This window comes from Pilimelia terevasa (genome assembly GCF_014647915.1).
Lineage (GTDB): Bacteria > Actinomycetota > Actinomycetes > Mycobacteriales > Micromonosporaceae > Pilimelia > Pilimelia terevasa.
The window spans coordinates 57,611-83,136 of the sequence record NZ_BMQC01000005.1 but is presented as its reverse complement, the minus strand read 5'-3'; the positions used below and the strand labels follow the sequence as shown (position 1 = coordinate 83,136).

19 protein-coding genes and 2 pseudogenes are annotated in these 25,526 nt (G+C 73.2%); 18 read left to right on the top strand and 3 right to left on the bottom strand.

The window, feature by feature from the left end:
* Positions 1–13: 13 nt before the first annotated feature.
* Positions 14–766 (top strand): YebC/PmpR family DNA-binding transcriptional regulator, encoded by a 753-nt coding sequence (locus IEY75_RS08755; protein WP_189113739.1) that lies wholly within the window; start codon positions 14–16, stop codon positions 764–766.
* Between the two features lie 4 nt (positions 767–770).
* On the opposite strand, the gene IEY75_RS08750 is transcribed toward IEY75_RS08755, so the two are convergent.
* The gene (locus IEY75_RS08750) at positions 771–2,030 is read right to left on the bottom strand and encodes a GNAT family N-acetyltransferase (RefSeq protein ID WP_189113738.1); all 1,260 of its coding nucleotides are present in this window, start codon (positions 2,028–2,030) and stop codon (positions 771–773) included.
* A 147-nt stretch (positions 2,031–2,177) separates the two neighbouring features.
* Between IEY75_RS08750 and ruvC the strand changes: the two genes are divergently transcribed.
* The 10 genes and pseudogenes from ruvC to IEY75_RS20850 all read left to right on the top strand — a co-directional run.
* Positions 2,178–2,699, top strand: a complete 522-nt coding sequence (gene ruvC / locus IEY75_RS08745; protein WP_189113737.1) for a crossover junction endodeoxyribonuclease RuvC — start codon at positions 2,178–2,180, stop codon at positions 2,697–2,699.
* On the top strand, positions 2,699–3,301 hold the full coding sequence (gene ruvA / locus IEY75_RS08740; RefSeq protein ID WP_189113924.1) for a Holliday junction branch migration protein RuvA: 603 nt from the start codon (positions 2,699–2,701) through the stop codon (positions 3,299–3,301). The genes ruvC and ruvA overlap by 1 nt, the downstream gene beginning before the upstream one ends.
* Entirely contained in the window at positions 3,301–4,356 is a 1,056-nt protein-coding gene (gene ruvB / locus IEY75_RS08735) for a Holliday junction branch migration DNA helicase RuvB (protein WP_189113736.1), read from the top strand. The genes ruvA and ruvB overlap by 1 nt, the downstream gene beginning before the upstream one ends.
* Before the next feature lie 125 nt (positions 4,357–4,481).
* The gene (yajC, locus tag IEY75_RS08730; protein WP_189113735.1) at positions 4,482–4,823 is read left to right on the top strand and encodes a preprotein translocase subunit YajC; all 342 of its coding nucleotides are present in this window, start codon (positions 4,482–4,484) and stop codon (positions 4,821–4,823) included.
* Between the two features lie 169 nt (positions 4,824–4,992).
* A complete protein-coding gene (gene secD, locus IEY75_RS08725; RefSeq protein ID WP_189113923.1) occupies positions 4,993–6,801 on the top strand; it encodes a protein translocase subunit SecD in 1,809 nt (602 codons plus the stop codon).
* Between the two features lies 1 nt (position 6,802).
* Positions 6,803–7,924: a protein translocase subunit SecF gene (gene secF, locus IEY75_RS08720; protein ID WP_189113734.1), complete on the top strand. Its 1,122-nt coding sequence runs from the start codon at positions 6,803–6,805 to the stop codon at positions 7,922–7,924.
* 271 nt (positions 7,925–8,195) lie between these two features.
* A complete protein-coding gene (locus IEY75_RS08715; RefSeq protein WP_373290237.1) occupies positions 8,196–11,033 on the top strand; it encodes a RelA/SpoT family protein in 2,838 nt (945 codons plus the stop codon).
* A gap of 168 nt (positions 11,034–11,201) precedes the next feature.
* Positions 11,202–11,726 (top strand): hypothetical protein, encoded by a 525-nt coding sequence (locus tag IEY75_RS08710; protein ID WP_189113733.1) that lies wholly within the window; start codon positions 11,202–11,204, stop codon positions 11,724–11,726.
* Positions 11,727–12,289: 563 nt separating this feature from the next.
* Positions 12,290–12,469 (top strand): annotated as a pseudogene (locus IEY75_RS20855) (IS5/IS1182 family transposase); the annotation flags it as partial.
* A gap of 217 nt (positions 12,470–12,686) precedes the next feature.
* Positions 12,687–13,004, top strand: a pseudogene (locus IEY75_RS20850) (transposase family protein); the annotation flags it as partial.
* 110 nt (positions 13,005–13,114) lie between these two features.
* Here IEY75_RS20850 and IEY75_RS08700 read toward each other — a convergent pair.
* Together IEY75_RS08700 and IEY75_RS08695 are read right to left on the bottom strand one after the other, a co-directional pair.
* Positions 13,115–13,918: a peptidylprolyl isomerase gene (locus IEY75_RS08700; RefSeq protein WP_189113732.1), complete on the bottom strand. Its 804-nt coding sequence runs from the start codon at positions 13,916–13,918 to the stop codon at positions 13,115–13,117.
* 43 nt (positions 13,919–13,961) lie between these two features.
* Positions 13,962–14,819: a peptidylprolyl isomerase gene (locus IEY75_RS08695; protein WP_189113731.1), complete on the bottom strand. Its 858-nt coding sequence runs from the start codon at positions 14,817–14,819 to the stop codon at positions 13,962–13,964.
* A 284-nt stretch (positions 14,820–15,103) separates the two neighbouring features.
* Between IEY75_RS08695 and IEY75_RS08690 the strand changes: the two genes are divergently transcribed.
* The 7 genes from IEY75_RS08690 (at position 15,104) to IEY75_RS08660 (ending at position 25,513) form a co-directional block, all read left to right on the top strand.
* Positions 15,104–15,817: an MBL fold metallo-hydrolase gene (locus IEY75_RS08690; RefSeq protein ID WP_189113730.1), complete on the top strand. Its 714-nt coding sequence runs from the start codon at positions 15,104–15,106 to the stop codon at positions 15,815–15,817.
* 1 nt (position 15,818) lies between these two features.
* Positions 15,819–17,165 (top strand): histidine--tRNA ligase, encoded by a 1,347-nt coding sequence (gene hisS, locus IEY75_RS08685; RefSeq protein WP_189113729.1) that lies wholly within the window; start codon positions 15,819–15,821, stop codon positions 17,163–17,165.
* A 212-nt stretch (positions 17,166–17,377) separates the two neighbouring features.
* Positions 17,378–18,592: a S8 family peptidase gene (locus tag IEY75_RS08680; protein WP_189113728.1), complete on the top strand. Its 1,215-nt coding sequence runs from the start codon at positions 17,378–17,380 to the stop codon at positions 18,590–18,592.
* Between the two features lie 150 nt (positions 18,593–18,742).
* Positions 18,743–20,557, top strand: a complete 1,815-nt coding sequence (gene aspS, locus IEY75_RS08675; RefSeq protein WP_189113727.1) for an aspartate--tRNA ligase — start codon at positions 18,743–18,745, stop codon at positions 20,555–20,557.
* A 189-nt stretch (positions 20,558–20,746) separates the two neighbouring features.
* Entirely contained in the window at positions 20,747–22,174 is a 1,428-nt protein-coding gene (locus IEY75_RS08670) for a replication-associated recombination protein A (protein WP_189113726.1), read from the top strand.
* Positions 22,171–24,957: a hypothetical protein gene (locus tag IEY75_RS20845; protein ID WP_229789463.1), complete on the top strand. Its 2,787-nt coding sequence runs from the start codon at positions 22,171–22,173 to the stop codon at positions 24,955–24,957. The genes IEY75_RS08670 and IEY75_RS20845 overlap by 4 nt, the downstream gene beginning before the upstream one ends.
* Before the next feature lie 94 nt (positions 24,958–25,051).
* Entirely contained in the window at positions 25,052–25,513 is a 462-nt protein-coding gene (locus IEY75_RS08660; RefSeq protein WP_268244339.1) for a DUF948 domain-containing protein, read from the top strand.
* The last annotated feature ends 13 nt before the right edge of the window (positions 25,514–25,526 follow it).

Below are 25,526 nucleotides of genomic sequence, written 5' to 3'. Positions count from 1 at the left end.
CGACGGAGGCTGGATGTCCGGGCACTCAAAGTGGGCGACCACGAAGCACAAGAAGGCGGCGATCGACGCCAAGCGTGGCAAGCTCTTCGCCCGGCTGATCAAGAACATCGAGGTCGCGGCCCGCACCGGCGGCGGCGACCCGGCCGGCAACCCGACGCTGTTCGACGCGATCGCCAAGGCCAAGAAGTCCTCGGTCCCCAACGACAACATCGACCGCGCCGTCAAGCGCGGTTCGGGCCTGGAGGCCGGCGGCGCCGACTGGCAGACGATCATGTATGAGGGCTACGGCCCGAACGGCGTCGCGCTGCTGATCGAGTGCCTGACCGACAACCGCAACCGCGCGGCGACCGAGGTCCGCACCGCCCTGACCCGCAACGGCGGCTCGTTCGCCGACGCCGGCTCGGTGTCCTACATGTTCGCCCGCAAGGGCGTCGTGATCGTGCCGAAGGAGGGCCTGACCGAGGACGACGTCCTGCTGGCGGTCCTGGACGCCGGTGCCGAGGAGTGCAACGACCTCGGCGAGGTCTTCGAGGTCGTCTCCGAACCGGGCGCCCTGCTCGGCGTCCGCGAGGCGCTGCGGAAGGCAAAGATCGAGTACGACTCCGCCGAGTCGCCGCTGGTGCCCAGCGTCACCATCCCGCTCGACGAGGACGGCGCCCGCAGGATCTTCAAGCTGATCGACGTCCTGGACGACTGCGACGACGTGCAGAACGTGTACGCCAACTTCGACGTCAGCGACGAGATCATGGCCGCCCTCGACGAGTGACGGCTCAGAAGTAGTCGGGGAGCTGGGCCGGTCCGCCGCACGCGAGCAGGTCCAGCGCCGCGACCCCAGACCCCGCGATGCCCGCCCCCGCCGAACCCGTTTCGGCCGGCCCTGCTGCGACCGGCTCTGCTTCGGCGGGGCCGGCTTCGGCCATCCCCGCCTCGACCAGACCCGCTCCGGTGGCGACCCCGCAGTAGAGCTGGGCGAAGCCGCCCACGGTCAGCTCCGGCGTCGCCTCCGTCGGTGAGGCCGGGGTCAGCGCGCCGTCGCCGCCCTCGACGCGGAGCCGCCACGTACCGGTGTTCCACGGGCAGACCGGGTCGGCCAGGGTGAAGGTCGCCTCGCCGCGCGCGTACCCCGGCCAGCCACGCGCCGCGACCGCGCGGACCACGTCCACCGGCCGGTGCATCCACGGCTGCGCCTCGTGCTCGGCCATCACCTCCCACGGCAGCACCGGGGACAGCGCGTCGTACGCCAGCGGCGCCAGCCGCAGCACGGGCGTGACGCTCTGCCAGCCGGCCAGCACGCCGACCAGGGCCCGCGCCGCCGCCGGTTCGGCCGCGGCCAGGTCCTCCACCGCCAGCACGCCGTCGGTGCCGTAGCCGCTGCCGCGCTCCCACCGCGCGTACGCCACCACCACGTCGCTCCGCCGCACGACCGTCAGCCCGCCGACGTCGGCCGGGCCCGCCGCGTCGGCCGGCGCGAACCGCCCGCCGACGCGGGTCAGCGGCCCGGCCCGGTGCCGCGCCACCCGCGTGTACAGCGCGTGTACCTCCGCCTCGTCGGCCGGGCCGCCGTCGTGGACGGTCAACCCGTCCCCGGGCCGGTGCCACGGCAGGGCGCTGGCGGCGACCCGGTACTCGCGGCGAGTCCCGCACACCTCCCAGCCGGCGGCCCGGTACGGCGCGGCCACCGTCGGGAACAGCGCGCTCACCGCGGCGCCGCGCCCGCGCGCCCCGGCGAGCAGCGCCGCCAGCAGCGCCCGGCCCACCCCGCGGCCGCGCCAGGCCGGCGCCACGGCGACCCCGGCCACGTCGGCGGCGGGCACCGGCCGGCCGGACCACCACTGCCCGTCGTGCAGGTCGATCGCCCGGCCCACGAGCCCGCCGCCGCCGTCGAAGGCCCCGTACTGGGTCGTCGCCGGGCGCACGGTCAGCGCGCGGGCCGGCGGCTCGGCGGGCCCGCCGAACGCGTCCCGGCCCAGCCGCCACGCCGCGGGCAGGTCCGCCGCTGTCAGCGTTCGGACGGTGAAGTCAGTCGCCACGGCCGCGATCCTATGGCTCCGCCGGGCCGGTCGGCGCCCCCTTTTCCGCGGGCCGGGCGCGGCGGGTGAGGTGCGCGGCGGCGGCCGGGGCAGCCGGTAGGGTGTCGAACACGTGTACGTGCGGCGAGGGCGGGGAGGTGGACGGCGGTGCGGGTACTGGGCATCGATCCCGGCCTGACCCGGTGCGGCGTCGGGGTCGTCGAGGGCGTTCCCGGCCGGCCGTGCCAGTTGGTCGGCTACTACATCGTGCACAGTGACCCCGGCGACCCGCTTCCGCTGCGGCTGCTCCACCTGGACCGTGCGCTGGAGCGCCTCGTCGCCGACCACCGCCCCGACGCCGTGGCGGTCGAGCGGGTGTTCAGCCAGCACAACGTCCGCACCGTCATGGGGACCGCGCAGGCCAGCGCCGTGGCCGTACTCAGCGGCGCCCGGCTCGGCCTGCCCGTGGAGACCTACACCCCCAGCGAGGTCAAGGCCGCCGTCACCGGCTCCGGCCGGGCCGACAAGGCGCAGGTGACCGCCATGGTCACCCGCCTGCTCCGGCTGGACGCCCCGCCCCGTCCGGCGGACGCCGCCGACGCCCTGGCCCTGGCCATCTGCCACGTCTGGCGCGGCGGTACCCGCGCCAAGGTCGCCGCCGCCGCGGCCCGCCATCCCGGAGGACGATGATGATCGCCAGTGTGCGCGGCCGGGTGGCCGCCGTCGGTGCCGACCACGCCGTGGTCGAGGTCGGGGGGATCGGCTTCGCCGTCCAGTGTGCTCCGGCGACGCTGGCCGGGCTGCGGCCGGGCGACGAGGCGGCGCTGGCCACCAGCCTCGTGGTGCGCGAGGACTCGCTGACCCTGTTCGGCTTCGCCGACGAGCCGGCCAAGGCGCTGTTCGAGCTGCTCCAGACCGCCAGCGGGGTCGGCCCGCGGCTGGCCCAGGCCGTACTGGCGGTCCACAGCCCGGAGGCGGTGCGGGCGGCGCTCGCCAACGGCGACGTCGGCACCCTGACCCGTGTTCCGGGCATCGGCAAGAAGGGCGCGGAGCGGCTGATCCTGGAGCTGCGCGACAAGGTCGGGCGGCTCGCCGCGGGCGGCGACGGCGCGGGCGCCGCCGTGCCGGCGGTGTGGCAGGACCAGGTGCGCCAGGGGCTGGTCGGGCTCGGCTGGTCGGCCGCCCAGGCGGACGCGGCGGTCTCCGCGGTCGCCGAGACGGTCGACGGCACGCCGCCGCCGGTGCCGGTGCTGCTGCGGCACGCGATCCGCCTCCTCGGCAAGGCCCGCTGATGGCGGCCGACGGCGTGGTGTCGGCGTACGCCGACGACGACGCGGAGCGCGACGCCGAGGCCAGTGTCCGTCCCCAGCGGCTGGCCGAGTTCGTGGGCCAGCACCGGGTGCGCGAACAGTTGGAGCTGCTGCTGCACAGCGCGCTGCGGCGCGGTACGGCGCCGGACCACATCCTGCTGTCCGGGTCGCCCGGTCTGGGCAAGACCACGCTGGCCATGATCGTCGCCGCCGAGCTGGGCGGGGGGCTGCGGATCACCAGCGGGCCGGCGATCGAGCGGTCGGGCGACCTGGCCGCCGTACTGACCAGCCTCGACCGCGGCGACGTGCTGTTCATCGACGAGATCCACCGGATCGCCAAGCCGGCCGAGGAGCTGCTCTACAGCGCCATGGAGGACTTCCGGGTCGACGTCATCGTCGGCAAGGGCCCGGGCGCCACCGCGATCCCGCTGGACCTGGAGCCCTTCACCCTGGTCGGCGCCACCACCCGGGCCGGGCTGCTGACCGGGCCGATGCGGGACCGGTTCGGCTTCGTCGCCCACCTCGACTTCTACGACCCGCCCGAACTGGAGCAGGTGATCCGCCGGGCGGCGGGCATCCTCGGCGTGGAGACCACCGAGGACGGGGCGGCGGAGATCGCCGGCCGCTCCCGGGGCACTCCGCGGATCGCCAACCGGCTGCTGCGCCGGGTCCGGGACTTCGCCGAGGTCCGCGGCGACGGCGTGGTGCACCGGGCGGCGGCGCAGGCGGCCCTGCGGGTGTACGACGTCGACACCTCCGGCCTGGACCGGCTGGACACCGCCGTGCTGCGCGCCCTGGTCGACACCTTCGGCGGCGGCCCGGTCGGGCTGTCGACCCTGGCCGTGGCCGTGGGGGAGCAGCCGGACACGGTCGAGGAGGTGTGCGAGCCGTTCCTCGTCCGGGCCGGCCTGCTCGCCCGCACCCCCCGGGGCCGCGTGGCGACCGCGGCCGGCTGGCGCCATCTCGGCCGGACCCCGCCCGGCCCGGCGCAGGACGCGCTCTTCGCGGAGCCGGACAAGCCGGGCGACCGCCCGTAACCGTACCGTGATCTGCGCGGGTCCGTGTCTTCACAGGCGCACGGACTAGACTTCGCGCCGTCCGTCCTGGACATGTTCAGCGCGACCGCCGGTGCTCCCACGCCCGGCGGCCCACCGGAAGGTCGATGATCGTGCTCTCAGCAGCGCCCGAGAGCGGCGGCGGCGGCAGCTACCTGCCCCTGCTCCTGCTCGTCCTGCTCTTCGCCGCCATGTACTTCATGATGATCCGCCCGCAGCAGCGGCGCCGCCGCGAGGCCGAGCGGATGCAGAGCGAGCTGGCGGCCGGCGACCGGGTCGTCACCATCGGCGGGATGCACGCGACCGTCGCCGCGATCGAGGGCGACACGGTGGACATCGAGATCGCGCCCGGCGTCCGGGTGACCTTCGCGCGCCCTGCCATCGCGCAGGTGCTGCCGAAGGTGACCGACGAGACCGCGTCCGCCGCCGCCGTGGAGCAGGCAGACTGATCCCGGTGCCGCGCCGCTCCCGGCCGGGGCGGTCGGCGCGGCACCGGCACCACCGCGCCGACGCCCGCGTCGGCCGCACCGCAGGTCCGCCGGGGGAGTGTTCGTGATCCGCCCGCGTGACCACGACAATGGGAGATAGCTAGCCGTGGCACCACCTTCAGACGGGCAGATGCGCCCGGGGCGGCAGTTGGCCGTCCTCAGCGGGCTCCTCGTCCTCCTCTACGTGATGGTCATGTTCGTCGGCACGAGCGGGATGGGCTGGGCGGAGAGGTTCGCGCCGCGGTTGGGTCTCGACCTGGTCGGCGGCCAGCGCCTGACCCTGGAGGCCCAGCCGCTGCCCAACGGCCAGCCGCCGAACGCGAAGCAGATGGCCGAGGCGCGCGACATCATCCATCAGCGTGTCGACGCCCGAGGCGTCGCCGAGGCCGAGATCGTCGTCGAGGGCGACCGCAACATCGTGATCTCCCGCGCGGGCAAGGGCCAGAACCTCGGAGCCGACATCGGCGAGGCGGCCCAACTCCGCTTCCGCAAGGTACTCAACGTCACCGACGGCAACGACACCTCGGCGACCCCGGTGCCGACGCCCTCGGCCAGCGCGAGCGCCACCCCGAAGCCGGCGACGACGCCGCCCGCGCGGCCCCAGGCCACGAGCTCTCCCGGCGCCGCGGCCCCGGCCCCGGCCGCGCCCGGTACCGCGTCCCCCGCGCCCGCTGCGCCGTCGGCCGCGGCGGCCCGGCCGGGACAGAAGCCGATGCCGGAGCTGCTCGCCGACGCCAAGCGCAAGGTCGGCCCGGCCGCCTGGGCCGCGGCCGAGGCGCTGAAGACGCCCGACACCGGCAAGAACGCGGCGCTCAAGCCCTTCGCCAGCCTGACGGAGGAGGAGGTCAGCGCCCTTCCGTTCATGATTCAGTTCAACGTGCCGCAGGTGACCTGCGAGAAGCTGGACAAGCGCCGCCAGGGGTCGATCTCCGGGGAGAACGTGCGGGCGGTGGCCTGTGAGGGTAGTCAGAAGTACCTGCTGGACATCGCCAAGGTCCTGGGCGGCGATGTCGCGACCGCCAGTCCGCAGGTTGCGCAGACCGGCCAGCGGGTCGTCAGCCTCGAGTTCACCGACGAGGGCGCCGACAAGTGGAGCAAGCTGACCTCGGAGGCGTACAACAACTCCGGCCCCGAGGAGACCAAGTGTCCGCAGCAGGTCCTGGGCAACGACGGACACTGCCTGGTCGCCGTCGTCCTCGATAACAAGATCATTTCGGCGCCGGAGATTCAGGGCGTGCTCGGGGAGCAGTCCCAGATCGACGGCAACTTCACCGCGGAGAGCGCGGGGGAGCTGGCGAGTCAGCTCCGCTACGGGGCGCTACCGGTCACCTTCGAGGTCCCGGACGCGCAGACCATCTCCGCCTCCCTGGGCAGCGAGCACCTCAAGGCCGGCCTGCTGGCCGCGGGCATCGGAATGCTGCTGGTCATCATCTACTCGTTCTTCTACTACCGCCTTCTCGGCGGCGTGATCTTCCTCAGCCTCGTGCTGTCGGGGCTGCTCATCTTCGGTGCGCTCGTGGTCCTCGGCCGGGAGATCCAGTTCACGCTGACGCTGGCCGGCATCGCCGGGTTCATCGTGTCGCTGGGCGTCGCGGCGGACTCGTTCGTCATCTACTTCGAACGGTTGAAGGACGAGATCCGGGACGGCCGCTCGCCGCGCAGCGCCGTGCCGCGCGCCTGGGCCCGCGCCCGCCGGACGATCATCTCCGCCAACGCCATCACCATCATGGCGGCGGTCGTCCTCTACCTCGTGTCCGTCGGCACGGTGAAGGGCTTCGCGTTCGCGCTGGGCCTGGCCACCGTCCTGGACCTCGTGGTGGTGTTCCTGTTCCGGCATCCAATCATGACGATGTTCGCGCGTACCAAGGCGTTCCTCTCGCCGCGGGTCAGCGGCCTGGGCCGCGTCCTGCAGCGCGACGACGCGGTGAAGGAGGCCTGACATGAGCGGCATCGCAACCCGCCTCTACAAGGGCGACGCCGGCCTGAACATCGTCGGCCGCCGCAACCTGTGGTTCGGCATCGCCGGCGGCGCCATCCTCGTGGCGATCCTCAGCTTCGTGCTCTCGGGGTTCCACCTGGGCATCGAGTTCGCGGGCGGCAACCAGTTCACGGTGCCCGCCCGGGCCGGCTCGATCGAGCAGGTCGAGCAGGCGTTCAAGGACAACGGCGCGGTGACCACCACGCCGCAGAAGGTCGGCGGCGACGTCTACCAGGTGAAGACCGCCGCGCTCTCGGTGGACGAGGCCAACCAGCTCCAGAGGCAGATCGAGGCGAAGTTCGGCCTGGCGTCGGACGAGGTCAGCACCAGCGCGGTCAGTCCCGCCTGGGGCGAGCAGGTCACCGAGAGCGCCGTCCTCGGCCTGGTCATCTTCATCGCGGTCGTCGCGGTGTACCTGGTGCTGCGGTTCGAGTGGCGGATGGCGGTGGCGGCCATCGCCTCGCTCGTCCTCGACCTGATCCTCACCGCGGGCGTGTACTCGATGACCGGCTTCGAGGTGACGCCCTCGACCGTCATTGGCTTCCTGACGATCCTCGGCTTCGCGCTGTACGACGTCGTCGTGGTGTTCGACAAGATCCAGGAGAACACCCGGGGGATCACCGCCAGCGGCACCCAGACGTACGCCGAGGCGGCGAACCTGGCGGTCAACCAGACGCTGATGCGGTCGATCAACACCGGCCTGGTGGCGCTGCTGCCCGTGGGCGGCCTGCTGTTCATCGGCGCGGGGCTGATGAAGGCCGGCACGCTGAAGGACCTCAGCCTCGTGCTGTTCGTCGGCATGGCGTTCGCCGTCATCTCCTCGATCTTCTTCGCCACGCCGATCCTGGTGGCGCTGAAGGCCCAGGAGCCGCGGATCAAGGCTCACGCCCAGCGGGTGCTGAGCCGCCGCGCGGCCATCGCCCGCGGCGAGGAGGTCCCCGGCTCCCGCCGGGCCAGGACCCCCGCGAAGACCGCCGCGTCGGCGGCCACCGAGGCGCCGGCCGGGCCGCCGGCCGCCCCGCCGAAGCCGGGTACCCGCCCGGCCTCGAAGAACCGGCGCCCGGGCGGCGGCAAGCGCCGCTGACGCGGCACGCCCCCGGCGTCGGCAAGGGATTTCCCGCAGGGACCACACGGATTCCGCGGGAAATCCCTTGATCGTTTGGCGGCGCGGGAGACCGGCCGTGCGGGCGACGCGCGGGGGTGAAACGCCGGGTAGGATGGCCTTCCTGCCCGCTCCGGGGTTTTCCCGGGCTGCCGGCGCCGTCGCAGGCGGTACCGCACGCTCTGGCCCTCGGTGTCGGGATCACAGCGCGTCGGCGGCCGTCGGCGGGCAGGCGTGGTGAGGAGCAGCCCCGGTGTCCAGCGACGTCGCGCCCCCGTCCCGCGGGTCGGCGCACGCCGACGGCGCCCCGTCGCGTCCGTCCGGCGCCGCTCCGCCCCCGGACGGCGCCACCGTCACCACGTCGGCGACCGACGGGGCCACCGTCACCGGATCCGCGACCGACGGCGCCACAGTCACCGGTCCCGTCGACGGGGCCACGGTCACCGGTCCCGCGGACGGCGCGACGGTCACCGGTCCCGCGGACGGACCGCGTACGCCCGGGGGCGCGTCCCTGAACGGCGCGGCCGGCCGGGCCGCCTCCGGCCTTGAGGGACGGCCCGCCTCCGGCGCTGAGGGACGGTCCGCGTCCGGCGCCGGGGCACCGGCCGTCACCCCCGCTGGCGGGCGGACGAGCGGCGGGGGCGCCGCCGAGCCGGCGGGCGACGAGGCGGGTCCCGCCGGGACGGCGACGACCCTCCCCGCCCCGGGCGCCGACCCGGCGCAGGGCGAGGAGCAGCGCGCCGCGGGCGTCGCCGGGACCGCCGCCGACATCTCCGACCCGGGCTCCGGCACGGCCGACGGCGCCGCCGAGGGGCCCGGCGCGTTCGGGCTCTCCGGCGCGCCCACCGGCCGGCGGGTCCGCGCCAGGCTGGCGCGGTTCAACGCGCCCTGGCAGTCGCCCCAGGTCAGCGAGGTCCTCGAACCGCTGATCGCCGTCCACCGCAACGCCCACCCCAAGGCCGACGCCCGGCTGCTGCAGCGCGCCTTCGACGCCGCCGCGCGCTGGCACGACGGGCAGTTCCGCAAGTCCGGCGACCCGTACATCACCCACCCGCTGGCCGTGGCGACGATTCTGGCCAACCTGGGCATGGACACGACCACGCTGGTCGCCGCGCTGCTGCACGACACCATCGAGGACACCCCGTACAAGCTCGACGACATGCGCAAGGACTTCGGCGAGGAGGTCACGCTCCTGGTCGACGGCGTGACGAAGCTGGACCGGGTCAAGCTCGGCGACGCCGCGAAGGCCGAGACCATCCGCAAGATGGTCGTGGCGATGGCCAAGGACCCGCGCGTCCTGGTGATCAAGCTCGCCGACCGGCTGCACAACATGCGGACGCTGACCTTCCTGCCCCGCCCCAAGCAGGAGCAGAAGGCCAAGGAGACCCTGGAGATCCTCGCCCCGCTCGCCCACCGGCTGGGCATGAACACGATCAAGTGGGAGCTGGAGGACCTGTCCTTCGGCACGCTGTTCCCGAAGCGGTACGAGGAGATCAACCGGCTGATCGGCGAGCATCAGCCGCAGCGCGAGGCCCTGCTGCGCCAGGTGACCAAGAAGGTCGGCCTCGACCTGCGCAGTGCCAAGATCAAGGCCGAGGTGAACGGCCGGCCGAAGCACCTGTACTCGATCTACCAGAAGATGATCGTCCGCGGCCGCGAGTTCTCCGACATCTACGACCTGGTCGGCGTCCGCATCCTGGTCGACACCGTCCGCGACTGCTACGCGGCCCTGGGCGTGATCCACGCGAACTGGCAGCCCGTCCCGGGCCGGTTCAAGGACTACATCGCCATGCCGAAGTTCAACATGTACCAGTCGCTGCACACCACCGTGATCGGCCCGACCGGCAAGCCGGTGGAGATGCAGATCCGCACGTACGCCATGCACCGCACCGCCGAGTACGGCATCGCGGCGCACTGGAAGTACAAGGAGATCAAGAACGCGGCGGTCGTCGGCCCGCCCGCGCACATCGACGAGATGACCTGGCTCCGCCAGCTCCTGGACTGGCAGCGGGAGGCCAGCGACCCCAGCGAGTTCCTGGACGCGCTGCGCTTCGACCTGTCCAGCCAGGAGGTCTACGTCTTCACGCCCAAGGGCGACGTCATCCCCCTGCCGACCGGCTCGACGCCGGTGGACTTCGCGTACGCGGTGCACACCGAGGTCGGGCACAAGTGCATCGGCGCCCGGGTCAACGGCAAGCTGGTGCCGCTGGAGTCGGCGCTGTCCAACGGCGACGTGATCGAGATCTTCACGTCCAAGTCCGAGACCGCCGGCCCGTCGCAGGACTGGCTCGGCTTCGTCAAGAGCCCGCGCGCCCGTACCAAGATCCGCCAGTACTTCAACAAGGAGCGGCGCGAGGAGGCCATCGAGATCGGCAAGGAGTCGATCACGAAGGCGATGCGCAAGCAGGGGCTGCCGCTGCAGCGGCTCCTGACGCCCGACTCGCTGATGGCCATCGCCCGCGACCTGCACCTGTCCGACGTGGCGTCGCTGTACGCCGCGGTGGGGGAGAGCCAGGTGTCCGCGCAGGCGGTGGTGACCCGCCTGGTCGCCGGGTACGGCGGCGAGGAGGGGGCGGTCGAGGACATCGCCGAGACGGCGATGCCGACCCGCCCGCCGCGGCACCGCGGCGCCGGCCAGGACCCGGGCGTGGTGGTGAAGGACGTCAGCGACGTGTGGGTCAAGCTCGCCCGCTGCTGCACGCCCGTGCCGGGCGACCAGATCTTCGGCTTCGTCACCCGCTCCGGCGGCGTCAGCGTCCACCGCGAGGGCTGCGCCAACGCCGGGGACCTGCGCGAACAGAGCGAGCGTCTGGTCCAGGTGGAGTGGAAACCGACGTCGGCCTCGACGTTCCTCGTCGCGATACAGGTCGAGGCGCTGGACCGGCACAAGCTGCTAGCCGACGTCACCAACGTGATGAGCGAGGAGCGGGTCAACATCCTGTCCGCGACGGTGACGACGACGCGTGACCGGGTGGCGGTGAGCCGGTTCAGCTTCGAGATGGCCGACCCTAAGCACCTGGGCCACCTGCTGGCCGCGGTCCGCAAGGTCGACGGCGTCTTCGACGCCTACCGGGTGACCTCCGGCGCCTGACTATCCATCGTCGAAAGTTGGACACTGACTTCAGCTTGCGGTCCGTGCACCTGCCGAAATCGTATTTAGAAGTGTCGAGAACCTGACAACATGGTTGCCATCGTTAAGTGGGCGCGCTTAACCTGTGGCGAGTTGTTCGAATTCGTGCACTCGTCGCGGAGGATATTTATGCACAAGTCAATCAAGAGAAGTATCCCAGTTGCTCTTCTGAGCATCCTTTTGATCAGTGAGCCTGCTGCTGCAAAAACAAACAACAATCAAAATCAATTTGATCGTACCTTTGCGTTATCGGCATCGATTCGGCCTAGTTTCGAGGCAAAATCGCTAGATGAACTGTTGCTAAGTTGCAACGGGAAAGGTGCCGAACATGTAATCCGGCTTTTCAAGCGGGGAGTCGAAGATTTGCCAATGCGCTGTGGTAGTGACAGTTGGGGTTTCCGGCACATTGTTAAGAAAGGGCGCTGGAACAGCGACTTTGAGAGAATGATGGTGCAGACCACGGCAAGCGGAGAGTGGCGTGCAGGCCACGGGTTCATTCTGAAAGACGGAACTTGTCCGCCTAAAGACATTTTCAAAGTAATCTTTAACTATGGTGCCCATAATGGTAACGGCATCAAGCCTCAGGGTGTTATTACAGCCTATCATGTAACTGGCAAATTTAATTCGGGAGCAGAAAGGTGTCTGATTTCTTAGTCAAGCCCCTTCGAAGAGAACTCGATTTGCAACTCCAAGATTTTAATTCACGAGTTGCTGTGGGTAAAAGAAGGGTTCGAATTGTCGACCTTACCGCAGAGGTCGGAGTGGACCACTGTCTAATTCGAATAGTCTTAGAGTTCTTGGAAGAGCCTCAATTAGAGCGTTGGCTGTGGACGCTCGATGTGAGTGACCTGTTGGATAATTTGCCCGATAGTTCGGAGTTAGGGCCAGATCATTCCTTTATTTTCGTAGTATGGGCAAATTTGCTTGAATGGCTAGACTGCCATCAAGCTGAACCCTTAATAGCAAAAAACGCGGTAAGAATCTAGGCGAGCTTGTTGTGGGGACGCCGTTCAAATATCTGCACGACGTCCCCACAGGACTACGTTTCCGTTAGCTCACTGAGGTGATCTCAACAAGGGGCGCATCGTAGCTGGGAACGACACGGGCATCACGTCTATACCGGACGGTGCTGGTGGAGGGCGTGGGGCCCTCGATAGACAGGTTCTTGGGACAGAAACCGGTCATCGGAAGGGTCCCACGTGATTGCCTATCGTGCCATGCTGGACGTGCCCAGGGAACTCGTGCGGCATGTGGCGTGGCTCCTACGCTCCTGCCGTCGCACGGTCGGTACCCGGCGGGGGACACGGAAGCTGACCTGCTTCTACCAGGCGCTTCTCGTGCCGGTGTGGTTCCGTAAGGGCGAAGACAAGAGCACCCTCGGGACAGGGTTCGGGGTGTCGCGGGCCACCGCCTACCGGTACGTGGCCGAAGCGGTCGAGGTCTTGGCCGCCCAGGCTCCCAACTTATGCGATGCCCTGGCGCGGGTAGCCGCCGACGGCTGGTCACACGTGATCCTGGACGGGAAGGTCTTCGACACAGACCGGCTCAGCGAGACCACCGTCAGCGTCAGAGGCAAGGAGCGACGCCTGGTACTCGGGCAAGCACCGCCACTTCGGCGGGAACCTCCAAGCCGTCATGCGCCCCGACGGACTACCGATCTGGACCTCCGACGTCATGCCCGGCCACCTACACGACATCACCTGCGCCCACCAGCTAGACGTCACCGGCGCCCTCTACTGGGCCGCCTCCCAACTGGACCTTCCGACGCTGGCCGACATCGGCTACCAAGGCGCTGGCCAGGGCATACACACCCCACACAAGCAGCCCACCGACGGCAAGAAACTCGCCCCCGACAACCGCGCCTACAACCGCTGTCTACGAACGTTACGCGCCCAAGGCGAACGCGGATTCGCCACCCTCACCGGCCGCTGACGCACCCTCAAACACACCACCAGCATCCCACGAAACCTCGGCGACATCGCCCGCCCCGCCCTCCACCTCACACACTTCGAATACCGGTACCTACCGAATCCGTATTGAGATCACTTCACTATCACACTTTGGAAGACAATTTCAGCTTTTGGATGACCGCCAGACTGGCCAATTTTTTCATAGGCTTTGTCGTCGCCGGCCTTGGTCGCCTTCTTCACGACCTCGATGCTGGCCGGGTCGAGCTGGCCGAACACCGTGTACTCCGGCGGGAGCTTGAAGTTCTCGTACGTGAAGAAGAACTGGCTGCCGTTGGTCTGGGTGGAGTCCGAGCGCCGGGCCATCGCCAGCGTGCCGGCCGGGTACGGCTCCGCCGCGCTCGTCGGCAGGTACTCGGTGTCGAACCGGTAGCTCGGCCCGCCCTGGCCGTCGGTCTGCCGGTACCCCTTGCCCTTGGCGCCCGGGTCGCCGCACTGGAGGACGGCCGGGATCATCCGGTGGCACTTGGTGCCGGTGAAGAAGCCCTTCTCCGCCAGGTAGGCCAGGCTGGCCGCGGTGCAGGGCGACTTGGTCAGGTCCATCACGGCCCTGATGTCGCCGAAGTTCGTGCTGAACGTGACGGTCTTCGACCCCACCATCGACACGGTCGCCGGGGGCTTGCCCACGTCCTTGACCGTGCCGGGCGCGCCGGGCTCGGCGTCCAGCCAGGTGCACGCCTTCGACGTCGGCGGCGGCGGGACGTAGGTGACCTTGTAGATCACCCAGGCCGTGCCACCGACGACGGCGGCGATCGCCGCGCCGCCGGCCACCCAGGACTGGGTCCTGCGGCGCCTGCGGGCGGCCGCGCGGCGGTCCGCCATGTCCTTCTCCAGGCGCGCCCGCGCCGCGGCCCGCTCCGGCTGGTTCGTCGCGTTCACCCTCGCTCCTTACGGCGTGTGCTGCTGCTGCCCGCCCGGCCGCTCACCGGCCGGCGGCCGACGGGGCGGGTGCCCCGGTTGCCGGCGCCCCGTCCCCCGGCAGGATCACCCGGTCGTCGACCTTCAGCGTGTCGATGGTCACCGGCGAGGCCGGCTTGGTCTTGGCGCCTGCGGCGTCGGCCACCGTCCCCGCTCGGACGATCTTGTCGACCAGGCCCATGTTGGTGCTGACGTAGCCGACCGGCGACAGGGTCGGGTCGCTGGTCCGGATGTCCTTGTGGACGATCACGAACTGGCTGCCGTAGGTGCCGGGGCCGGTGCGGAACAGGGCGACGGTACCGCGCAGGTACTGCGCCGGGGTACCGGGGCCGGGGGTGCCGCTGGCGGCGGCCGGCAGATTCTCGCCGAGGAGGCCGTAGGTCGGGCCGCCCTCGCCGGTGCCCGACGGGTCGCCGCAGCGCAGGTAGTCGCCGGTCAGCTCGTGGCAGGCGGTGCCCGCGTAGAAGCCCTTGGCGGACAGGTGGCGCAGGCTGGCGATGCCGCAGGGGGCGGTGCCCTGCTCCAGGGTGACGCCGATCTGGCCGACGTTGGTGTTGATGCTCATCGGGGTGGTGCCGGCCGTCGGGTTGCCCTCGCGCGGCGGGGTGCCCACGTCCTTGAGGCGGGGGTTGGCGGCCGGGTCGAGCCGGCTCCAGCCGCACGCGCCGGCCCCGGTGGGCCGCCCGTCGTCGTCGCCGCGGAAGAAGTAGACGGTGCCCGCGACGATCAGCAGGACCGCGAGGGCGGTGCCCGCGCCGGCGATCCACTGCCGGCGCCGCCGCGCCCGGGCCGCCCGCCGGGCGAGCTGCCGGTCGTACTTGGCGCGGTCGAGTGCCCGCTGCCGCTCGTTGCGGGAAGCCATGTGCGCTCCCTCCTCCGTCCGCCCCGGCCCGCCCGCGGCGCCCGGGTGGTGCCCCGCCTCCACCGACCGTCACGGCCGGTGACGTGGGCCGCGCCACACGTTCGCCAGAGTGTACGGGTTCGACCTGGCCGCGGTGGTACCGAGGCGCCGGGTTTGCGGCGGTCGCCGGCGGCGTGCGCCGGTGCGTGGAGGGCACCGGCGCCCGGTGTGCCCCGTATGATCGGTCGCTGCGGCGCGCTCCGGCAGCCGGCTCCCGCGCGCGCCCCGGCCCTTGGAGGAAATCAGTGTTGGTCGACGGCTTCCCGGCCGAGGCGTTCGGCACCAACTGCTACGTGGTGGCCCCGGCCCCGGGGGAGCAGTGCGTGATCGTCGACCCCGGGATCGGGGTGCTGGACCGGCTGGACGAGGCGCTCGCGCGGCACCGGCTGCACCCGGCGGCGGTCCTGCTGACCCACGGCCACCTGGACCACACCTTCTCCGTCGCGCCTGTGTGCGGCGCCCGCGGCATCCCGGCGTACGCCCACCCCGCGGACCGCGAGTTGCTGGCCGACCCGGCCAAGGGGCTGTCTGCCGACCTGACGGCGCTGTTCGGCGGCCGCCTGCCCTACACCGAGCCCGACGACGTGCGCGAGCTGACCGACGGAGTCACCCTGACCATCGCCGGACTGGAGATCACCATCGACCACGCGCCGGGGCACACCGGCGGGTCGGTGCTGTTCCGGCTGCCGGCCGGCGGCGCGTTCGACGCCGACCAGGTGTGCCTGAGCGGTGACGTGCTGTTCGCCGGCTCGATCGGCCGCACCGACCTGCCCGGCGGCAGTATGCCCCGGATGCTGGCCAGCCTGCGGGACAAGGTCCTGCCGATGGCCGACGACACGGTGGTGCTGCCCGGCCACGGGCCGTCCACGACGATCGGGCGCGAGCGCCGCGCCAACCCGTACCTGCGCGAGGTCGCCGCCGACGCGGCCGGCCTGGCGGCCCCCGAGCGAGGCTGGTGACATGAGCAGGCCCACACCGCTGTCCGGTTTCCCCGAGTGGCTGCCCCGGCAGCGCGCCGTCGAGCTGCACGTGCTGGACCGGCTGCGCCGGACCTTCGAGCTGTACGGCTTCGCGTCGCTGGAGACGCGGGCGGTCGAGCCGATGGACCAGCTCCTGCGCAAGGGCGAGACCTCCAAGGAGGTGTACGTGCTGCGCCGCCTCCAGGAGGTGGCGCAGGGGGCCGACGCCGGGCTGGGGCTGCACTTCGACCTGACGGTGCCCTTCGCGCGGTTCGTGCTGGAGAACGCCGGCCGGCTGCACTTCCCCTTCCGCCGGTACCAGATCCAGAAGGTGTGGCGGGGCGAGCGGCCGCAGGAGGGCCGGTACCGGGAGTTCCTCCAGGCCGACATCGACGTGGTCGACCGCGACGCGCTGCCGTTCCACTACGAGGTGGAGCTGCCGCTGGTGATCGGCGACGCCCTGGGCGGCCTGCCGCTGGGTCAGGAGGCCGGCACGCTGCCGGTGGTCATCCAGGTGAACAACCGCAAGGTCTGCGAGGGGTTCTACCGGGGCCTCGGGCTGACCGACACCGAGGCGGCGCTGCGCGCCGTGGACAAGCTCGACAAGATCGGGCCGGCGAAGGTGGCCGGGCTGCTGACCGCGACCGCCGGGGCCACCGACGCGCAGGCGCGCGCCTGCCTGGCGCTCGCGGAGATCTCGTCCGCGGACGGGTCCTTCGTGGACCGGGTCCGGGCGCTGCGCGTCGTCGACCCGCTGCTGGACGAGGGGCTGGCCGAGCTGGCGCAGGTCATGGAGGCCGCCGCGGCGCACGCGCCGGGCCTGTGCCGGGCGGAGCTGAAGATCGCCCGAGGGCTCGACTACTACACGGGCACGGTGTACGAGACGCAGTTGCGGGGGTACGAGCGGTTCGGCTCGATCTGTTCGGGGGGGCGGTACGACAACCTGGCCTCGGCCGGCGCGGACCGGTACCCGGGGGTGGGGCTGTCGATCGGGGTCACCCGGATGCTCGGGCTGCTGTTCGGCGCGGGCGCGCTGACGGCCAGCCGGGAGGTGCCGACGGCGGTGCTCGTGGCGCTGGCGGACGAGGGCGCGCGGGGGGCCTGCCAGCGGACCGCGGCGGCGCTGCGGGGGCGGGGGATCGCCACGGAGGTCGCCCCGTCGGCGGCGAAGTTCGGCCGGCAGATCCGGTTCGCGCAGCGGCGCGGCATCCCGTTCGTGTGGTTCCCGGGCGCCGACGGGGAGCCGGACACCGTCAAGGACATCCGCTCCGGTGCGCAGGACGCCGCCGACGCCGCCACCTGGCAGCCGCCGGCCGCCGACCTGCGGCCCGAGGTCCTCGCGCCGTGAACGCGGGCGACTTCACGTCCTGAACTTCACACATTGACGGCAAGCGATAGCATTCACAGTGTGAAAGTTCAAGGCTGTCATGAGATGACCTCCTGCACATAAGTTCTCGGGTATCGATCGACATCGCTGCCGTATTTCCCTGCGGCCGTGCATGGGGGCACGCCGTGCCCGCGATACCGGGCTCACCCACCGCCCGTCAGGAGGCATTACCCATGGGGCACACCACCCGTTCCACCACCCGCCGGATCGCCGGATCCGTCGTGGCCGCCGCTGCCGTCGCCGCGGCCACCCTCGCCGGCGCCGGCACCGCGTCCGCCGGTGAGGAGGCCGTCGGCCGCGTACTGGCCGCCGACAGCCCCACCGCGATCCCCGGCAGCTACATCGTGAAGTTCAAGGACGACGCCGTCACCCGCGGCGCGGTCGACGCGACCGCCCACCGGCTCGCCGGCGCGCACGACGGCCAGGTCGTCCGCACCTACACCGCGGTGTCCGGCTTCCAGTTCGTCGGCGACGCCGCCGAGGCCGCCCGGCTCGCCGCCGACCCGGCCGTCGCCTACGTCGAGCAGGACCAGACGGTCCGCCTCGACTACAAGCCGGGCCGGCTCGCCACCGCCTGGGGCCTGGACCGCAGCGACCAGCGCAAGCTGCCGCTCGACGGCAACTACTCGCCGATGGGCCAGGGCGAGGGCGTCAACGCCTACATCGTCGACACCGGCGTCCGCCAGTCCCACAAGGACTTCGGCGGCCGCGCGGTCCCCGGCTTCGACGCGGTGACCAGCGGCGGCAAGGCCGACGACTGCCACGGCCACGGCACCCACGTCGGCGGCTCGACCGCCGGTACCACCTACGGCATCGCCCCCAAGGCGAAGGTCTTCGCCGTGCGGGTGCTGGACTGCAACGGCAGCGGCTCCAACAGCGGCGTCGTCGCCGGCATCGACTGGGTGGCCAAGAACGCCGTCAAGCCCGCCGTGGCCAACATGAGCCTCGGCGGCGGCGCCAACCAGGCCACCGACGACGCGGTGCGGCGCGGTATCGCCGCGGGCGTCGTCTTCGTCCTGGCCGCCGGCAACGACAACAAGGACGCCTGCAACACCTCGCCGGCCCGCACCCCGGAGGCGATCACGGTCGCGGCCAGCCAGAAGACCGACGCGCGCGCCTCGTTCACCAACTGGGGCAAGTGCGTCGACATCTGGGGACCGGGCGTCGACATCCCGAGCGCGTGGAAGGACAGCGACACCGCCACCAAGACCATCAGCGGTACGTCGATGGCCTCGCCGCACGTCGCGGGTGCCGCGGCCCTGTTCCTGGAGGCCAACCCCACCGCCACGCCGGCCCAGATCGCCGAGGCGATGATCGCCAAGTCGACGCCGAACGTGATCAGCAACCCGAACAACACGGTCAACAAGCTGATGTACGTCGGCTCCTGACCCGCACGTCGCGCTCCACGAGGGCCCCGGGCCCGGCCGCTACCGCGGTCGGACCGGGGCCCTCGGCCGTCCCCGCCGGATCCCGGAGCCGGGCGAAAATCGTTCGGCGGCACTGACACAATGGCGGCAGACCGACCGAAGGAGAACGCCGTGATCAGAAGCCGTGACGCCGGGAGCCTGCGGGCCGCCGACGCGGGCGCCACCGTCACCCTCGCCGGCTGGGTCGCCCGCCGCCGCGACCACGGCGGCGTGATCTTCGTCGATCTCCGGGACGGCTCCGGCGTCGCCCAGGTGGTGTTCCGGGAGGAGGTCCCGGCCGCGCACGCGCTGCGCAACGAGTTCTGCGTCGCCGTGACCGGCGAGGTCCGGCGCCGCCCCGAGGGCAACGACAACCCGGAGCTGCCGACCGGCCAGATCGAGGTGATCGCCGCCTCGCTGACCGTCCTGTCGGAGTCCGCGCCGCTGCCGCTGCCGGTCGACGACCACGTCGAGGCCGGCGACGACATCCGGCTCCGCTACCGCTACCTGGACCTGCGGCGCGCCGGCCCCGCGGCGGCGCTGCGCCTGCGCTCGCAGGCCAACCAGATCGCCCGCCGGGTCCTGCACGCGCACGACTTCGTGGAGATCGAGACCCCGACGCTGACCCGCTCGACGCCCGAGGGCGCGCGGGACTTCCTGGTCCCCGTCCGGCTGCAGCCCGGCACCTGGTACGCGCTGCCGCAGTCGCCGCAGCTTTTCAAGCAGCTCCTGATGGTCGGCGGGATGGAGCGGTACTACCAGCTCGCCCGCTGCTACCGCGACGAGGACTCCCGCGCCGACCGGCAGCCCGAGTTCACCCAGCTCGACGTCGAGATGTCGTTCGTCGGCGAGGACGACGTGATGGCCCTCGGCGAGGAGATCGTCGGCGCGCTGTGGCGCGACCTGGCCGGGCACGAGATTCCGTCGCCGCTGCCGCGGATCACCTGGCACGAGGCGCTGGAGCGGTACGGCTCCGACAAGCCCGACCTGCGCTTCGGCTGCGAACTGGTCGACCTCACCGACTACCTGCGCGGCACCACGTTTCGGGTGTTCGCCGGGGCGATCGAGTCCGGCGGGTACGTCGGCGCCGTGGTCATGCCCGGCGGCGCGGCCCAGAGCCGCAAGGAGCTGGACGGCTGGCAGGACTGGGCCAAGGCCCGCGGCGCCCGCGGCCTGGCCTACGTGGTCCTCGACGCCGAGACCGGCGAGGCGCGCGGCCCGGTGGCGAAGAACCTGTCCGCGGAGCACCTGGCCGGCCTGGCCGACGCGGCCGGCGCCAAGCCGGGCGACGCGATCTTCTTCGCGGCCGACGAGGAGCGGCGGACGGCGCAGGAGCTGCTCGGCGCGGCCCGGCTGGAGATCGGGCGGCGGACGAAGCTGATCGACCCCGACGCGTGGATGTTCTGCTGGGTGACCGACGCGCCGATGTTCGAGAAGGTCGAGGGCGTGGGCGCCCAGGGCGACGGCTGGACGGCGGTGCACCACCCGTTCACCTCGCCGACCGCCGAGTGGGCGGACCGCTTCGAGACGGCGCCGGACCAGGCGCTGGCCTACGCGTACGACATCGTCTGCAACGGCAACGAGATCGGCGGCGGCTCGATCCGTATCCACCGCGGGGACGTCCAGAAGCGCGTCTTCGACCTGCTCGGCATCAGCCCGCAGGAGGCGGCCGACAAGTTCGGCTTCCTGCTGGAGGCGTTCACGTTCGGCCCGCCGCCGCACGGCGGCATCGCCTTCGGCTGGGACCGGGTGTGCATGCTGCTCACCGGCGCGGACTCGATCCGCGAGGTCATCGCCTTCCCGAAGACCGGCGGCGGGTACGACCCGCTGACCGGAGCGCCCACCCCGATCACCGGCCAGCAGCGCGCCGAGGCGGGCATCGACGGGAAGCCCAAGCAGGCGGCCCAAGCCCCGTCGGCCGCGGCGTCGGCGCCCGGACCGGCCTGACGGCGAGCCCCGCCCCGACCGGGGCGGGGCCGACCCGGCGCGCGCAGATTCCGCCCGGGCCGCTTCGACCGCGCCGCCTCCGCCCTGGCAGGTGGACCTAGCACAACGATCTCGATCAGCTACCGAGAGTGATGGGCCGCTGAACGGTGATTTTCGGCCCATCACCGGCGGCCGGTACTCTCGGTGCTGATGGAGTCCGACGCACTGTTCCCGGTGACGCCGCCCGCGTCGACCGGCGGCGCGGCCGGCGTCCCGTCCCGCGGCCCGGGCGCCGCCGGTGAGCGCGCCGACGCGCCCCTGCCCGCCCGGATGCGGCCGACCCGCCTGGACGATCTCGTCGGCCAGGACCACCTGCTGGCCCCCGGGGCGCCGCTGCGCCAGCTCGTCACCGGCGGCGCGCTCCTGTCGGTCATCCTCTGGGGGCCGCCGGGCTGCGGAAAGACGACGGTCGCACGGTTGGTGGCCGGGGCCGCCGACCGGCGGTTCGTCGCCCTCTCGGCGCTCAACGCCGGGGTCCGGGACGTGCGCGCCGTTATCGACGAGGCCCGCCGGCAGCGCGGGGTCGGCGGGCCGGCGACCGTGCTGTTCATCGACGAGGTGCACCGGTTCAGCAAGACCCAGCAGGACTCGCTGCTGGCCGCCGTCGAGGACCGCACCGTCACGCTGCTCGCGGCCACCACCGAGAACCCGCACTTCGCGGTCATCGCCCCACTGCTGTCGCGCTGCGTCCTGCTCACACTGCGTCCGCTCACGCCCGACGCGGTGCAGACCCTGCTGGCGCGCGCCCTGGTCGACCCCCGCGGCCTCGGCGGCGCCGTGACGCTGACCGACGACGCGTGCGCCCACCTGGTGCGGCTCTGCGACGGCGACGTCCGCAAGGCCCTCACCGCGCTGGAGGCCGCCGCGGCCACCGCCCTCGCGGCCGGCCTGGACACGGTGGACCTGAGCACCGCCGAGCGCGCCATCGACACCGCCGCCGTCCGGTACGACCGCGACGGCGACGCCCACTACGACATCACCAGCGCGCTGATCAAGAGTATGCGCGGCTCCGACCCCGACGCCGCGCTGCACTGGCTCGCCCGGATGCTCGCGGCCGGCGAGGACGCCCGGTTCGTCGCCCGCCGGCTGGTCATCTTCGCGAGCGAGGACGTGGGCCTCGCCGACCCCGCCGCGCTCGGCGTGGCGACCGCCGCCGCGGCCGCCGTCGACCGGGTCGGCCTGCCCGAGGCGCAGCTCAACCTCGCCCACGCCGTTATCCATCTGGCGACCGCGCCCAAGTCCAACGCCGTGACCGCGGCCCTGGCGGCGGCACTCGCCGACGTCCGGGCGGGCCGGGGCGGCGCGGTACCGCCGCATCTGCGCGACGGGCACTACGGCGGCGCCCGGGGCCTCGGCCACGGGGTGGGGTACCGCTACCCGCACGACGACTCCCGCGGGATCGTCGCGCAGCAGTACGCACCGGACCCCCTGGTCGGTGTGGACTACTACCAGCCGACCCGGCACGGGGCGGAGGAGGCGGTCGCCGCGCGGATGCCCGCGCTGCGCCGCATCGTCCGCGCCGGGGGTTCCCGCCGGGGCGCCGACGGCGCACCCACCGACGGAAAGAGGACGACGTGAGAGCGCGCGGCGGCGATCGCCCCGAGGACAGCGACGACGAGGGCCGGCAGGGCCGGGGCAGGAACCGTCGCTGGGGGCGGGGCAAGCCCACCGAGGTCCCGGTCGAGGAGGAGGTCCCCCGCGAGGAGCTGGGCTGGATCGCCGACCTCCGGGACGCCAAAGAGGCCAAGGCGAGCCTGGCCCCCGGCACCGAGCAGCGCCCCGGCACCGAGCCGCGCTCGGGTACCCAGCCGCGCCCCGGTACGCCGCAGCGTCCGGGTGCTCCGCAACGTCCGAGTGCGCTGCAGCGTCCGGCCGCTGCCCCGCCTGGTCCGGGTGTCCAGCAGGGCACAGGGGGCCAGCAGGGCCGGGGTACGCAGGAGCAGGGCGGGGAGCCGCAGCGCCGACCCGCGACCGCCCCGCCGCGCCGACCGGCGACGGAGCCGCCGCGCCGCGCGCCGGCCGCCGAACCGCCGCCGCGCGCCGCCGCCCCGCCCCACTCCGGCGCGGTACCGGCGGTCGACCCGCGGGCCGTACCGCCGGTCGACCAGCGGGCGCAGCGGCCGCAGCCGCGCCGCGATCCGGGCCAGCCGCCCCGCGCCGGCGTCCCCCCGCACCGGGACGGCACCGCCGCGCCGCGGCTCCCCGACCTGCCCCGGCGCGATCCTGACGCGCCCCGCCGGGACCGGGGGCCGGCCGACCCGGATCCGACGCGGCCCCGCGCCGCGCAAGGTCCGGAGGCGCGCCAGCCTGCCCCGGAGCCGCTGCCGCGCCGCCCGGAGCCCGCCGACACCCGCGCCGCCCGGGCGCGCCACCCGGAGGCCAGCCCCGCCGACAGCGGTCACCCCGGGTCGCGTCGGCCCGAGGTACCCGAGGTGCACCGCACCGACTTGCGTCGCGGCGAGCCGCGCCAGCCAGGCAGGCACCAGCCCGAGTCGCGTCAGTCCGAGCTGCGTCAGTCCGAGTCGCGTCAGCCCGAGCTGCGTCAGCCCGAGTCGCGTCAGTCCGAGCTGCGTCAGTCCGAGCCGCGTCCTGCCGAGCCTGGCGCGTCCCGGCGGGACACGGCGGGTCCCGGGGGCGGGGCCGACCCGCGCCGGCCCGCGGTCGAGCCGCCGCGGCGCCGCGGCGCCGCGGCGCCGCCGACCGGCGCCCGCCCGACCGGTGATCCGCGGAACTTCCCGCCGCTGCCGCCGACGAGCGCCCCGCGCCGCGCGGCCGGACCGCCGCCGGCCGACCGGCCCCCGCCCGCCGCGGCGTCGCCGGGCCTGCCCCCGACCGGACTGCCGCCGGCCGGCCCGCCCGGCGCCGCGCCGCCCGGCGGGCGCACCCGGGAGCCGCGCCGCCCGGACACCCACGCCGCCCCGCCGCCGGTCAGCCCGGGCCGGACCAGCCCCGCCAACCCGCCGCGCGGCGCCCGCGGCGGCGGCCCGGCCGCGCCCCGACCGCCCGCGGCCCCGTCGACCGGGTACGTCGTGGACGCCCGCGGATCCGGCCGCGCGCTGCCCGCCGGACCCACCCGCGACGACGGACCGCCGCCGGCCGCCGCCGGGCGCGGTGCGCCGCCGACCGCCGGCCGCGCGACCCCGCCCCCGGCCGCCGACCGCGGCGCTCCGGCGTCCGTCCGGCGCCCCGGCCGGCCGGCGGACTCGCCGCCGAGTCTGGCCCGCTCCGGTGAGGCGACCGCTCCGCCCGTCCGACCGCCGGCCGCGGCGCCCCGCGCGCCCGGCCGCGCCGCGGACTCGCCGCCGAGCCTCGCCGGCCCCCCGGCACCGCCGACCCCGCCCGCGACCCGGCACACGCCCGCGTTGCCGCCCACACCTGCGTTGCCGCACCCGCCCGCGGCGCTGCACCCGCCCGCGGCGCCGCACACGTCCCCGATCCCGCCCGCGCTGCCGGCCCGCCAGGTGCCGCCCTCCGTACCGCGGGCGCACCCGCGGGGGACCGCGCCCCTGCCGGCCGCGCCGGCCCCGCAGGGGGACGACCCGCATCGGGACGCGCCGTACGGCGGCCGCGCCGCGGCTCCGTTCGGCGCCCCGTCCGACGACGCGGTCCCGCCGTTCGCCGGCCGGGACGCCGCGCCGCGCCGGCCGTACGCCGACGACGCGGCCCCCCCGGCGCGCGGGGGCGACGCCGACCGGACGCACGCGGCCGGGGCCGACGGGCCACCACCCGGGAACGGACGCGCGGCGCCGCTGCGCCTGACCCCCGCCGAGATCCGCCGCCAGCTCCGGGAGCGCAAGCGCCTCCGGCTGGCGACGCTGGTCGTCGGCTGCGTCGTGATCCTCGGCGCGGTGCCGCTGTTCTTCGGCATCCGGGCGAGCGTCCAGGACCCCGTCTTCGGTGCGCTGGACGCCCTGGCGGTACCGGCGTGGGCCGCCGGCCAGCCGCGCGACGAGAGCGGCGGCAGCAGTTGGTGCCTGGAGGAGTGCCGGTTCCGGGAGCGCCGGGCGACCGCCGACCGCTCCCCGGAGGAGACGAACCGGGCGTACACCGCCGGGCTCGCGGCCGACGGCTGGCGCCCGTGGCAGGTGCAGCTCTGCCCGGGCCAGCCGCTGCGCCCGGAGGAGTTCTACAGCTGCTGGCGCCGCGACGAGTTCACGCTGGACCTGTGGGTGCGCAAGCCCGCGTGCGAGAATCCGCAGGCCCCGGGGTGCACCGGCGCCGCCGTCACGCTGAAGGTGCGCCAGGCGGTGGCCGACGAGCGGCTGGACCCCGACCCGCCCGGCACGGACCCGAACGAGACCGGCGAGGATCCCGACCCGGTCTTCACGGACGCGCCGCCGCCGACATCCGCGCCGTCGTGATGCCCGCCCGCTCGACCCGGCCGGTAAGGTCAGCCGGGTCGAGCGGACGAGCGTGGGTGTCACCGCACCCGCGCGCTAGTGAGGAGGCAACGCGTTGGGGGCTGCTGGGGACGTGGCGGGGCTGGTGGCAGCCGGTGCCTTCCTGATGCTGGTACTGGTGCTGGCCGTACCGATCCTGCGGCTGCGCCGGACGATCGACGCGGCCACCCAGGCGATCACCGACCTGAACGCGCGCACCGAGCCGCTGATCGGCAACGTCACGGCCACGGTGGAGGGTGTGAACGTCGCGCTGGGCCAGGTGCAGGTGTCCCTCGACGGGGTCAATGCGCAGCTCGCCCGGATCGACACGATCACCGCGCACGCCCAGCAGGTCAGCGGGAACGTCGCCAACCTCGCTACCGTGGTGGCCGCGGCGGCGTCGAACCCGCTGGTGAAGGTCGCGTCGTTCGGCTACGGCCTGCGCAAGGCCGCGTCGGCCCGCCGGCACGCCGACACCGAGCGCGAGGTGCGGGCGACGATGAAGGACCGCCGCCGCGGCGGCCGGCACCAGGTCTGACCGCCGCCTCCCG

Bases quoted from the DNA above. Each gene is read 5' to 3' on its own strand.
- ruvB (WP_189113736.1), top strand. From the start codon at position 3,301: ATGGCGGCCGACGGCGTGGTGTCGGCGTACGCCGACGACGACGCGGAG.
- secD (WP_189113923.1), top strand. From the start codon at position 4,993: ATGCGCCCGGGGCGGCAGTTGGCCGTCCTCAGCGGGCTCCTCGTCCTC.
- IEY75_RS08670 (WP_189113726.1), top strand. From the start codon at position 20,747: ATGGAGTCCGACGCACTGTTCCCGGTGACGCCGCCCGCGTCGACCGGC.
- ruvA (WP_189113924.1), top strand. From the start codon at position 2,699: ATGATCGCCAGTGTGCGCGGCCGGGTGGCCGCCGTCGGTGCCGACCAC.
- yajC (WP_189113735.1), top strand. From the start codon at position 4,482: ATGATCGTGCTCTCAGCAGCGCCCGAGAGCGGCGGCGGCGGCAGCTAC.
- IEY75_RS08755 (WP_189113739.1), top strand. From the start codon at position 14: ATGTCCGGGCACTCAAAGTGGGCGACCACGAAGCACAAGAAGGCGGCG.
- IEY75_RS08710 (WP_189113733.1), top strand. From the start codon at position 11,202: ATGCACAAGTCAATCAAGAGAAGTATCCCAGTTGCTCTTCTGAGCATC.
- IEY75_RS08695 (WP_189113731.1), bottom strand. From the start codon at position 14,819: ATGGCTTCCCGCAACGAGCGGCAGCGGGCACTCGACCGCGCCAAGTAC.
- secF (WP_189113734.1), top strand. From the start codon at position 6,803: ATGAGCGGCATCGCAACCCGCCTCTACAAGGGCGACGCCGGCCTGAAC.
- hisS (WP_189113729.1), top strand. From the start codon at position 15,819: ATGAGCAGGCCCACACCGCTGTCCGGTTTCCCCGAGTGGCTGCCCCGG.
- IEY75_RS08680 (WP_189113728.1), top strand. From the start codon at position 17,378: ATGGGGCACACCACCCGTTCCACCACCCGCCGGATCGCCGGATCCGTC.